Origin of the sequence: Sulfurimonas sp., from assembly GCF_029027585.1 — a bacterium.
Classification (GTDB): domain Bacteria; phylum Campylobacterota; class Campylobacteria; order Campylobacterales; family Sulfurimonadaceae; genus Sulfurimonas.
The window spans coordinates 1,046,591-1,059,183 of sequence record NZ_CP093397.1 but is presented as its reverse complement, the minus strand read 5'-3'; the positions used below and the strand labels follow the sequence as shown (position 1 = coordinate 1,059,183).

The window sequence follows — 12,593 nt, the reverse complement described above, 5'->3', positions numbered from 1 at the left end:
GATTATTTTTTTAATAAATCTTTTGGATAAACTCCATAAAATTCATAAAATAGTTTTGAGAAATGACCTTGATGTTTGTAACCAACTTCTTTGGCAATCTCTCCAATATTTAAAAACTGCTCTTTAAGAAGTATGTTTGCTTTTTCAAGACGCAGTTTTTGAACATAACCATAAATAGTTGTTTTATGCACCTTTTTAAATACTTTTTTTAATTTAGATTCATTTGTTGCGCATAGATGTGCTAAAACTTCGATGCTCGGAGGCGTGCTAAAACTACGCAGTAAAATAGCCTTTGAAGACCTTGCGATGCAAATCTCATCATTGCTAAGTTCATCATCTTGCATATCAAGCAGTCCAAATCTGTGAATCATAAACTCTAAAATATTATGTTCACATCTTATGCTATTCATATAGTCATCACTTGAAGAGTTTATAATCTTTTCTATGATGTGTAAACTTATGGCATCTAGGGGCTGTGAGTTGATAAGTTCGCAAGAAACTTCTTCTTGAATGTTGTTGTATAAAAAATCTATAACCTCTTTTGAGTTTGAACTTAGATATCTCTTTAAAATAAAATCAGCAATAAAAAGCACAAAAAAATCTGTCTTTTTCCCTTCTTGTATTTTAAGTGTTAAGTCTTGTCTAGAAGATGTAAAAACATTTATACTATCTTCCTTTACTCCGTAAGTTTTTTTTGCAATATTGTCCTCAAGAGTAAAACTACCTTTTTTACAAACTGCTATAACAACCATTCTATCGAGATTTTTTACTTTAAACTCTTTTGTAGATGCTGGGTTTAAATGCATATCAAAAAATACTATGCCATTAGAGATATCAACCCTAGTAATATGCTCATTTTTATTTTCATATATTTTAGTTATTTTGTAGCTGGTGTCTGTTATGTTAAAGAAGAAACTATCCATAGAAGCTCATCATAAGTTGTAATATTCTCGAACTCTTCTCTCAAAATCTTCATCACTCAACTCTCTTCTCATTGGTATAAATTTTTTAGCCTTATCGCCAATAGTTGCACGAGCGGGGAATTTGTCATTTTGAATAATTTCTAAAATCATTTGGGAGATTTCTTGTGGGGCATTGCCATTGTTTATTTGCTCAACTATCACAGGTGCAAGATTTGAAACAAGAGATGCATAAGGAGAGTTTTTATCAAAAGTTTCAAGGTTTGTAACGAGATTATCTCTTGCAAATTTAGTATTAAAAAATCCGGGCATGATAGAGTGAACTCTTATATTAAAATCTTTTAATTCATAACGCAAAGAGTCTGTAATGCCTTCAACTGCATACTTACTAGAGTTATAAAGAGTTAAAAGAGGAAGACCAATTTTTCCTAAAAATGAAGATATATTTATAATAATTCCATCTTTATTCTCTCGCATTATAGGAATAACTGCCTTGCACATTCTTAAAACCCCAAATACATTAACATTGAACTGAGAAAACATCTCCTCTTCGCTGACATCTTCAACTGTTGAAACAAGTCCATAACCAGCATTATTTACAAGAATATCTATTCGTTTATGTTTAGAATGGATTGTTTTTATGGCTTTTTTAACACTTTTTTCATTTGTAATATCAAGTTGTATTGGAATAATATTTTCATTTTTAATATCCTGTAGCTTTTTAACATCTCTTGTTCCCGCATAAACTAAAAAATTATGTTCTGCTAAAAATTCTACGGTAGCTTTGCCCATACCAGAGCTAGCACCTGTTATTAAAACTATTTTTCTAATGCTAATACCTCATTGAAGATTAAGTATATGAGTATATCATACACAATTATAAAAAATATAGATTTATATCAATATAGTATGGAGAAAAAATGGACTTTTTTAAGTATATACACGCGGTAGGAACGGGACCTAAAGGCAATAGAGATTTAAGCTTTGAAGAATCAAAAGATATGATGCAACAGATATTAAATCAGAGTATTCCAAGTGAACAAGCTGCTGCCTTTCTTTTGGGTTGGCGCTTAAAACCTGAAACAGTTGAAGAGTTTCGTGGAGCCATAGATGCTTGTGATGGTTTCATACAAAAAACTACTATCGCTAACTCTCTTGAGCTAGGTTATCCTTTTGACGGCAAAGCAAAAAATCCTTATATATTTCCTCTTGTTGCAAAAGTTTTACAAGACTCTAGTTTAAACTTAGTTTTAATAGGAGATGATTTAACTCCAGCAAAGGGGGGTATAACTATTAAAGATATATGCTCTAAAATCGAGTTAAGTTCAAATGCACACTATTTTGACAGAAAAGATTTCTTTGCGAAACTAAGTGATTTAACTGATCTTCGCATGAAACTAGGACTTCGTACAGGATTTAATACCATAGAAAAACTTCCTCGTGTTGCAAATAGTGAGTACGCAATTACAGGTGTTTTTCATAAACCTTATGTAAAAAAATATGTAGAAATCTTTTCAGACCGTTACAAAAGATTTGCTCTTATTCAAGGAAATGAAGGAACACCGGAACTCTTTAGTAAAGGAAGACTTTGGGTTTGTCAAGGCGAAGAACTTGAAGAGTTTATAGTTGACCCTGAACACTTTGGCATCAACTACACAAAATCTTGGGATACTATTTCACTTGAAGACTCTCTAAATCAGTTAAATAATCCATCTGATGAGTATTTAAAACTAGCAAAACTAAATGCCGCTGTCTATCTTTTTGTTACTCAAAATGCTACAAATATTGATGAAGCTTGGGAGAAGTTGAACTAAATTTTTATGTAATCGCTAATTTTAAGCTTTAATTGTATAAAATATGAAGAAGAATACACGATTTACAAATTTAAATCAAAGGAATAGATTATGGCAAAAGGTAAAGACTCTCAAAAATCAGTTAAAAAAGCACCAGCAAAAACCTTAAAAGAAAAGCGTAATGACAAAAAACTGAAAAAACAACAAGGTTAGGACTACTAATGGCTAAAACAAACTATAGTTATGCAAAACATACACGCGAGCTAGAAAAAGAGAAAAAAAAAGAAGAAAAGCGTAAGAAAAAGTTAGCTCAAAAAAATGATGAAACATCAGATGAAGATAGAAGTAATATAGAAAAGTAAAACTTTAAATACTATAAGTTTAAAATATATAGATTTAGAACAGTATGAGCGGATAAACCGCTCATATAAAGATTACAGACCTGTAACGTTTTCTGCTTGAGGGCCTTTTTCGCCTTCACCAATTTCGAAAGTTACTTTTTGACCTTCATTTAGTGAAACGCGTCCATGACTTGAGTTGTTAACTTGACGGAAATGTACGAATATATCTTTTCCACCATCTTCTTGTTCGATAAATCCGAAACCTTTATCTTCGTTAAACCATTTAATTGTACCATTTACTAATGTTCCCATTGTAATTCCTTTGTGTTTGAATATACCACATTTCTGAGGTAGTTTAAAATCTAATATGAAGCTTTTCTGTTAGGTGAATCATACTGTATAACTTGGAGTCATCAATGCAAAGCAGACTAAATATGTAACTTAAATCATCTTTTATTGATGACAGTATAGCTAAATAAAATATTAAATATATGGGTAAGTTAGTTTATTTAGATTTTTACTTAGATATAGTGAGTCAAAAGATGAAATTTAAGTAATTTATTTTGTATTACAGTGTGACAAATTTGCGACCAATTTTTCAATAAAATTGTAAATGCTCCTATAAGAATTTATTATGAAAAATCTTTGTAAATATCGCCTATAAGGGGATTATATAAAAAAAATAGTGGACTATCATGGAATTGAAGGTATCTTATTTAAGGAACTAATGAGATAATATTTATTTTTTAGCCCCTAAAAATTAAAGTTACTTGTTTTATAACAGAGCATTTTTAAATATTTTAAACTTTTCTAAATATTTTTCTTTCTCTGACCACCCTTGAACTGATTTCAAGTCAAATTCATTCTTCTTGGCAACCCAAATAGCTTGTTGAAGACATTACTCATCATCCCAATGATAATATGTCGCAAATTTATTTTTTAACTCAGACTTGTAGTATTGTTTGGATTTATATCTCTGAATTCCTAACTTTTTGCCATTCTTTTTAGCTACCAATATATCGTAGTTTTATGTACTTTAAATCCTTTATCACAAAGAATAAAGATTTATTAAAATTTAATTGATATATAATAACTAATATCAAATAAATTTTCATTATTTAGATAATTATTCTTGTGATAAATAATATATGAAGGCTTTGTTGTTGTCTCATACTCACTATTAACTAGCCAATCGTGATATACCCATTGTATAAATCTTAGTATATCTTCACCCTTACCTTGTAAATCAAATTTTGCGTATACACCATTTGATATTTTGAATTTGGGTAATCGTTGTGTTAATATATCTTCTTTTTCGTCTGTTTTGATACAAGCTATATATTGATAGTTATTTAAATCAGTTATAGTCGGATTTTCATGCAATAAAGCTATCATTTGATACTTTTTTACTTTATTGTTTAAAATCAGCGTATATAGTTTCTGCCAAGTCTCTTTAACATTATTTATATAGCTATTATTTCGTATATAATAACTTTTCATTTCTGGCATATCAACAATAGTAGCTATAATATTTGAAAAATCAATACTAGTTTCTGTAGATATATTAGAATCTTGTAAGATTGAATTCGAGTATTTTTTATATGCTCCATTTCTCCACTCTTTTGGAGAAGATTCAAACTTGTTTCTAAAAGCTTTTATAAATGAAGAATGGGAACTATATCCGCATAAGTTTGCCACTTCCGAAATAGTTGAATATTTATTCGTTAAAAGCAAACTAGCTGCTTTTTGAAGTCTTATAGATTTTATACTCTCATAAATATTTTTTCCAAATATATTTTTAAAAACTTTATGCATATGAAATTTACTAATATTAAGATTTTTACTTAACTCATTTATATCAATATCTACATCTATATGAGTGTAAATATAGTACATTATACTATTAGCAATTTTAGTGTTTTTTTGCAGTGTATTTTTATGCATAAAAAATTATAGCAAAAATAAGTAATTAACTGTATTAGTTGTATTAGTCTATAGCATTTGTAGTGTCATGAGCGGAGTTAAAATAGGCAGTATGAAAGCTGCCTAAAAAGTCTTTTTTCAAGTTATTGAAAGGAGATAGATGCTTAAAAAAGATAACTTAATAAAGAATAAATTTATTTTTAAGTGATACTAAATTATTTTCTTTTATTTTCTTAATTAAATTTTTTAATTCAAGAGATTTCTCCTCTTCATTTGCGATAGAGCTTTTTGCCCCTAAATCAAACTTATTCATATTCATGTCTAAATATCCCGTATCGAATTTTCCATTTTTAAAACTTTCATCTTTCGCAATCTCTCTATGGAGTTGTATATTTGTTTTGAACCCTTCTATGTGGAACTCATCCAATGCTCGTCTAGCTTTTTGAACTGCACCTTTCCAGTCAAGCGCCCAAACAATCAACTTTCCAAGCATTGAATCATAGCATGTCGGTAATTCATATCCTGAATACAAACTAGTATCAAGCCTTACTCCAGGACCACCCGGTGTTAAATATTTTTTTACCACTCCAGATGTAGGCATAAAATTATTTTGAGGATCTTCAGAATTGATTCTAAATTCTATAGCGTACCCTCTAAATTGTATTTCGCTTTGTTTATATTTTAATTTATCCCCAGAAGCTATCTCTATCATTCTTTGGATAATATCAACACCAGTCACTATCTCTGTCACGGGATGTTCAACTTGCACTCTCGTATTCATCTCTATAAAGTATGCATTATCTTTTTCATCAACTAAAAATTCAACAGTTCCTACACTCTCATACCCAAGTTCTTTCATAGCATTAACAGAAATATCACAAAGACTTTGTCTAACTTTATCATTTAATAGCGGGGAAGGTGTTATCTCTATTACTTTTTGATGTCGTCGTTGAATAGAGCAGTCTCTTTCACCTAAATGAACTACATTTCCATATTGATCGGCAATAACTTGTATCTCTATATGTCTAGGGTTTTGAACATATTTTTCTATAAAAACATCCCCTTTACCAAAATATTTTATAGACTCATTAGTAGCAGATTCAAACATTTTAGAAAAATCATTAGCAAAATGAACAATTCTCATACCCCTTCCACCACCACCAAATGCTGCTTTAATTATAATGGGATAACCTATTTCTAAAGCAATTCTCTTACCTTCTTTTATATCAATAATAGGGCTGTTTGTCCCTTCTAATACAGGAACATTTATCTTTTTCATAGCAACTTTTGAAGCCATTTTATCTCCAAATAGTTCTATGTGTTTTGGTTTTGGTCCTATAAAAATCAAATCATTATCTATACACGCTTGTGCAAATTCAGCACTCTCTGACAAGAAACCGTAACCTGGATGGATAGCATCACAGTTTGATTTTTTTGCTAGATCAATTATTCTATCATACTTCAGATATGCATCTACAGGATTACCAAGTATAGGATAACACTCATCAGCTCGTGGCACCCATATTCCATTTACATCATCTTCGGAAAAGATAACTACCGATTTTATTTCAAGTTCTTTACATGCTCTTATAATTCTCAGAGCTATTTCTCCTCTATTGGCTACTAACACTTTAGAAATTCTTTTCATAACAAGTCCTCATATTAAATTTAAACGCTATTATAATAGATAGAATACTAAAAAATCTTCTTTTTTTTTGTCAATTTATTTATTCATTAAAATAGAATAAATTGTCCATTATTGTTATTTTAGGCTTAATGAAAAATACGAGAGTCTGAAAAGTAGATTTAAAGTAAAATATTTCAGGCTAAATAATTATTTTTAGTAGCGAAAATGTTCTACTATCCAGAGTGTTTGTTATTTATTTATACTACCGCATTGCATCTTGCAGCTTCTTTGAACCAAGCTGCACTCAATTTTGGAGTACGTTTTTGCGTTTCATAGTCTACATGTATTAAGCCAAAACGTGTACCATAGCCACCTGTCCACTCCAAATTATCGAATGCACTCCATACAAAGTTACCTTTTACTGGTATGCCCTCTGAAGTTGCTCTTTGCAATTGCCCCATTGCATTACGCAAGTACATAACACGATCTTCATCGAAAACTTTGCCATTAGCATCTACCACATCACTTGTAGCACAACCATTTTCGGTAATATAAATTTCCTTTGGATTCCATATTGAGTCTGTTAGGCGAGCTGCCCAGTAAAGTACTTCTGGTGAAAATGTATGCCAAGGTGATGACATCTTAGGATGAGATACATTCATGGGTATTTCTTCATAACCTGCTTTATTATCAGATGCCATAACATACATTTTTGGTATATATACATTAATACCTATGAAATCTACTGGAGAAGAGATTATTTTTAAGTCTTCATCTGTGAATTCTGGTGCATCTTTGCCAGCTTCTTCGAGGTACGATTTGCAATATTTACCAGTTTGCATAACATCTAAAAATCGTGCGTTTAGGTGTCGCGTCACTTTCTCGGCTGCTTTAACATTTTCAGGTGTATCAATTATTGGCACACCACAGAACATCACTTCTGCTGGTCCAACTTTAGTGCCAGGTTTTCCTGATGCACGTATTGCTTGGACTGCCATACCATGAGCAAGTACGGCATTGTGAGCAACTTGATTCAGCGATTTTTGATTGAGCTTTAAGCCTGGTGCGAGCTCAATTTTAACAGGTTTGCCTTGAACTACCATATCTATACCACGGTGTCCCATGTCGACAAGATTTTGAAACTCATTGATTGTGAAGAAGTTATTTACTCTATCACTTAGATTTTCAGCAATATAACCAGCATACTCTCCAAATGCGTAAGCAGTATCACGAGATTGCCATCCTCCTTTATCTTGAAGTGCTTGTGGCAAATCCCAGTGATATAGCGTAGCAAATGGCTTAATGCCAGCCTTGAGCAATTCGTCAACAAGTTTACTATAAAAATCAAGCCCTTTTGGATTTGGCATCCCATCGCCATTTGGAAATATGCGAGGCCAAGATATGGAAAATCTGTAAGCATCTACTCCCATTTCTTTCATTAACCGTATATCTTCTTTGTACCGACGGTAGTGATCAATGGCAATATCTCCAGTATCATTATTTTTCATCTTACCAGGTATGTGTGAGTAAGTATCCCAAATTGATTTGCCTTTGCCATCTGCATCTGGTGAGCCCTCAATCTGATAAGCAGCTGATGCGACACCCCAACAAAAGTCATCTGGAAACTTTGGCTTTGCGTATGTTGCGGCTTGTAATATCTTTTTTTGGTCGTAAATTATATCTATGATAATGCTCCTAAAATGACTTTGTTATATGTTGAAGTCTTATATTAATTATTATATTTTCATTAGGATAATTGTAGCATATTTCCAAAAATTGCACTTAAAATTTAAAAACTTGAGCATTTGTTGTTAATATAATCTTTATAGAATAGTTGCTATAATTTGCGGATTTCGAATCTATATATAATTTAAAATAGGATACTTAAATGTCAAGTAAAAATATTGATACTCTAGCACGACGAGATTTTTTAAAATATTCATCTGGTGCGCTTTCTCTTATATATTTAGGAGGATGTAGTAGTTTAGATTCGTCAGAACCTTCTGTAGAGCCATCTGGATATCCAATTGATTCTACTGTTTTAACGACACTACAAAGAAGAGTTAAATTAAGTCAAACTTTTTCCTCAATTATTGTTCCAAAAAATCTTCAAAATATTTCAGAATATGATTCAAAAGGATATGGGGTTTGGTCATATGATGAAAATGTGCTTAGTGCTCCAGTTCGTTTAGATATTATGCCTACCTCTTACACAAAGCCAGTAGCTAATGAATCTGTTAGATTATTAAAGTTCTTCGCTATTACTGATATACATCTTATTGATAAAGAATCTCCTTCTCAGTTGATGTATTTACAACCCGCAAATGTTGTTGGAGATAAATTTGGCGTAGATTTTGAGGATAAAATTACTTCAGTCTATTCACCATCAATGCTCTATACAACTCATGTGCTTGATGCTGTAATTCAGACGGTAAATGCTCTACATAAACAAGATTCAATTGATTTTGGAATTTCACTTGGAGACACATGTAATAGCACTCAGTATAATGAAACTAGATGGTATATAGATGTACTAGATGGCAAGGTTATTACTCCAAGTTCTGGAGTTCATGTTGGCGAGAAGACTATCGACTATCAGAAGCCTTATAAAGCAGCTGGACTTGATCCTGAGATTCCATGGTATCAAGCAATTGGTAATCATGACCATTTTTGGATGGGTTCAATTCCTCCAGATGAAGGAAATTTAAGAGAAAGTTATGTTAGCGATGAAATTATTGCAATGTCAAACTCTCTTGCTAATGCTGGTAAGATATACAACATGAATCCACCTCTTTACTATATGGGTGTTTTAGATGGCTCAACTCCTAGGGGTGATATGATAAAAGCTGGTCCAGTTACAGATTTTGTCTCAGCACCTACTGTAGTTCCTGATGTTAATCGTCGCTCATTGACAAAAGCACAATGGGCTCAGGAATTTTTCAACACAACAAGTAGTCCAGTTGGTCATGGTTTTAACTTAGTTCCATCTGGGAAACAACCTGACTTTGCTTGTTATAGTTTTATACCTAAATCAGAACTTCCAATAAAGGTTATTGTTCTTGATGATACTCAAAGAGAAGACGATGGTGATCATAGTATTCATGGGCGTGGTTTTCTTGATGAGGATAGATGGACTTGGTTAAAGGAAGAACTTGCATCTGGCAGTAGTGCTGGACAACTAATGATTATTGCTTGTCATGTTCCAATAGCTGTAAGTCCCTATGCAAATGAAGATGGCTCAGGTGATACTTTTATGGACTGGTATGAGAATAGTCGTACTCCATCAGCAAAAATAGAAAATGCCGTAACGCTAACAGATTTAATAACTGAGCTGCATAGTCATCCAAATCTTTTGATGTGGACAGCAGGTCATAGACATGTAAATACTGTTAAAGCATTTGTTCATGATAATGCAGAGCAAGGTTTTTGGCAGGTTGAAACATCATCTTTATTTAACTTCCCTCAGCAGATGCGTTTATTTGATATTAGCCTTAATAGTGACTACACAATTTCAATATCTGTAACTAATGTCGATTCAGCTGTTAAAGAGGGAACTCCAGCTTGGACAGCACGAAAATATGCAGTTGCCACACAGCAGATAGTAAAAACAGTGCTTAATCCAAATTTAATAGGAGCAGATCCTAGGTATCCCGGTGTTGCAGATCCTACTATTAAAACAATAGATTCAAATATTGGTTCATATAATGCCGAACTTTTAAAACAGTTAAATACAAAGATGAAAGCGAAAATGCGATTATTGTTTCCTACGATTTAGTCTAAATGAAGGTAATAAAATCAGTTTTCTTATTCCTAAAATAACAAATAAAAAAACTAGGGATATGAAATTAGTGTAAAAAGAAAAATGGAATGTCCCCTATAGATTAGACATCTTCTAGCTTTTTGCAGTAATGAATTAAGAAATATTAGTTCTGAAGCAAAGAAGTATATTAGGTAGCAGTTTAACTAGGTGTTGCGCTTACTATTTGAATTGGCGGACCCTCAGGGAATTGAACATGCCCTATTTATAGATGAATGTATTAGTTGTAAGTATCTCATATATCAATTTTCTAGTAGACTATCTTTGAACTAAGGGAACAATAGATTATTAAATAATATTAAAGTATTAATATATATAAATATTAGTAGTTAATTTATTATATTAATACTTTAGTATATGATAATTGACTTTTCCCCTACTTCTTAGCTATAATAATACTAAAGTATTAATAAAAGGCTATTTGATGGCAAAAGGTAAAAAAGTTGTAGCGACCCCAAAAGTTACATTTACGCATATAAAAAATGAAGAAGATTTTGCAAAAGTGATTAAAGCAAAAAGAACAGAGCTAGGTCTTACTATCATGGAAACTTCCTCGTTTTGTCAAATTACTAATGTCACTCTTCAGAAACTAGAAAAAGGTTTTAAAGGTGTTCGACTCTCTACAGCACTTCATGTTGCAAAAATGCTAGGTATAAAAATAAAGTTTGAGGATTAATGATGCAAAAACTATATGTCTATTATAAAAAAACTCTTGTAGGATTACTTCAATATGAACCTTTATTAAAAAACTTTAACTTCGTTTATGATGATAATTGGATTAAAGAGGGATTTGAGTTAAGTCCATCTTTAAAATTCAGCGGTTTTGAGGATTATGCTTTTAAACTTTTTGTTGAAAATCTCTTACCAGAGGGAGAGGGTTTAGATGAAATGAGTATTTATTATCAAATTTCTAAATCCGATAAGTTTTCTATACTTAAACATATTGGTGCTGAAACAACAGGGGCATTAACTTTTACACAGAGCAGAGAGCTTGATATACCAACAAGTTTTAGAGAGATACCACTAGATGAACTTGAAGAGAGGGTATCTCAAAAAAATGTTCAATCTATTATACTTTGGGATGAGGAACTAAGACTGAGTCTTGCAGGTGTTCAAGAGAAATTAGCTGTTGCGATTATTGATGGTGTTATCGGTTTAGGAGAAGGAGATATTTGCTCTACTCATATTCTTAAATTTAATCGGAAAAATGAGAATGTAATTTTAAATGAGTACTTATCTCTTAAACTCGCAAAAGCTGTAGGAATAAATGTTGCCCAAGTTGAGTATAAGAAGTTAGGAAGCGAGAATGTTCTGTTTGTAGAGAGGTTTGACAGAAAACTCATCAATGATAAGCATATAGAACGGTTACATATTATTGACTCTACTCAAGCATTAGGTTACCCATCAACATATAAATATGAGCGATTATATAACTCTAAAGATATACGAGATGGTGTCTCGTTTGAAAAACTATTTAATCTTGCAGAGGAAGCAAAAATCCCTCTTTTGTTTAAAAAAGAGTTAGTGACTTGGAATATGATTAATCTCATTTTAGGAAATAGTGATGCTCATGGTAAAAACATATCTTTTTTTGTTGATAAAAATGGCTTAGAAATAGCTCCGTTTTATGATATTGTGAATGTAAGCATGTATAAAGGTAAGTATGCCCAAGATATGGCAATGGCTATAGATGATGAGTTTGAGTTTGAAAAAATAGGTCTATTTGATATGCTAGAATTTTTACAACTGAATAAAATATCAAAAATTCAATACTTTAATGACTTTAAAAAATTAGCTCGAAAAATATATAAAAATTTAGATTTTAGTTTTATTGACAACAGTTTAAAAGAGGAAGAAAAAGGGTTTATTCAAGAATATAAAAATAACATCATACAAAGATTAGACAAACTAAGTGATGTTGTAAATAGAATGAGATTTGATTTACCATTTGAGGATGAAAGCTATGATGATTTTTTTGATAGCTACGAAGATACAGTACTCAAAAGAGTTGGTAAAAGTGACTATTCTAAACAAGAAGCTGTAGAAAAATATTTACTTTCAATAGAGAATGAGTTAATTCCTTCTTAGAGCACTCTTGAACTGATAGAAATTCTATAAATAGTTTTGATTGATTAAATCTAATCTATTTTTCATAGTGGTTTTTCCGCTCTT

General features: G+C 31.5%; 11 protein-coding genes. 5 read left to right on the top strand and 6 right to left on the bottom strand.

Going from position 1 to position 12,593, the window contains the following annotated elements:
- Window positions 1–2 precede the first annotated feature (2 nt).
- Window positions 3–923, bottom strand: coding sequence for a helix-turn-helix transcriptional regulator (locus tag MOV50_RS05525; RefSeq protein WP_321779396.1), 921 nt, complete (start codon window positions 921–923; stop codon window positions 3–5).
- Between the two features lie 9 nt (window positions 924–932).
- Window positions 933–1,733, bottom strand: coding sequence for an SDR family oxidoreductase (locus tag MOV50_RS05520; RefSeq protein WP_321779644.1), 801 nt, complete (start codon window positions 1,731–1,733; stop codon window positions 933–935).
- A 107-nt stretch (window positions 1,734–1,840) separates the two neighbouring features.
- Between MOV50_RS05520 and MOV50_RS05515 the strand changes: the two genes are divergently transcribed.
- Complete coding sequence (locus tag MOV50_RS05515) at window positions 1,841–2,734, top strand: glycosyl transferase (RefSeq protein ID WP_321779395.1); 894 nt, start codon at window positions 1,841–1,843, stop codon at window positions 2,732–2,734.
- 200 nt (window positions 2,735–2,934) lie between these two features.
- Window positions 2,935–3,075 carry a hypothetical protein gene (locus MOV50_RS05510; RefSeq protein ID WP_321779394.1) on the top strand — a complete coding sequence of 47 codons (141 nt, stop codon included), beginning with the start codon at window positions 2,935–2,937 and terminating at the stop codon, window positions 3,073–3,075.
- 72 nt (window positions 3,076–3,147) lie between these two features.
- Here MOV50_RS05510 and MOV50_RS05505 read toward each other — a convergent pair whose 3' ends face one another.
- The 4 genes from MOV50_RS05505 to MOV50_RS05490 form a co-directional block, all read right to left on the bottom strand.
- Entirely contained in the window at window positions 3,148–3,366 is a 219-nt protein-coding gene (locus tag MOV50_RS05505) for a cold-shock protein (RefSeq protein WP_321779393.1), read from the bottom strand.
- A gap of 756 nt (window positions 3,367–4,122) precedes the next feature.
- Window positions 4,123–4,998, bottom strand: coding sequence for an AraC family transcriptional regulator (locus tag MOV50_RS05500; RefSeq protein WP_321779392.1), 876 nt, complete (start codon window positions 4,996–4,998; stop codon window positions 4,123–4,125).
- 157 nt (window positions 4,999–5,155) lie between these two features.
- Window positions 5,156–6,625 (bottom strand): acetyl-CoA carboxylase biotin carboxylase subunit, encoded by a 1,470-nt coding sequence (locus MOV50_RS05495; protein WP_321779391.1) that lies wholly within the window; start codon window positions 6,623–6,625, stop codon window positions 5,156–5,158.
- A 236-nt stretch (window positions 6,626–6,861) separates the two neighbouring features.
- Entirely contained in the window at window positions 6,862–8,262 is a 1,401-nt protein-coding gene (locus MOV50_RS05490; protein WP_321779643.1) for a GH1 family beta-glucosidase, read from the bottom strand.
- 230 nt (window positions 8,263–8,492) lie between these two features.
- On the opposite strand from MOV50_RS05490, the gene MOV50_RS05485 reads away from it, so the two are divergent.
- The 3 genes from MOV50_RS05485 to MOV50_RS05475 all read left to right on the top strand — a co-directional run bounded on the left by MOV50_RS05485 (window position 8,493) and on the right by MOV50_RS05475 (window position 12,509).
- The gene (locus tag MOV50_RS05485) at window positions 8,493–10,379 is read left to right on the top strand and encodes a TIGR03768 family metallophosphoesterase (protein ID WP_321779390.1); all 1,887 of its coding nucleotides are present in this window, start codon (window positions 8,493–8,495) and stop codon (window positions 10,377–10,379) included.
- Between the two features lie 466 nt (window positions 10,380–10,845).
- Window positions 10,846–11,097, top strand: coding sequence for a helix-turn-helix transcriptional regulator (locus tag MOV50_RS05480; protein ID WP_321779389.1), 252 nt, complete (start codon window positions 10,846–10,848; stop codon window positions 11,095–11,097).
- A 2-nt stretch (window positions 11,098–11,099) separates the two neighbouring features.
- A complete protein-coding gene (locus MOV50_RS05475; protein WP_321779388.1) occupies window positions 11,100–12,509 on the top strand; it encodes a HipA domain-containing protein in 1,410 nt (469 codons plus the stop codon).
- The last annotated feature ends 84 nt before the right edge of the window (window positions 12,510–12,593 follow it).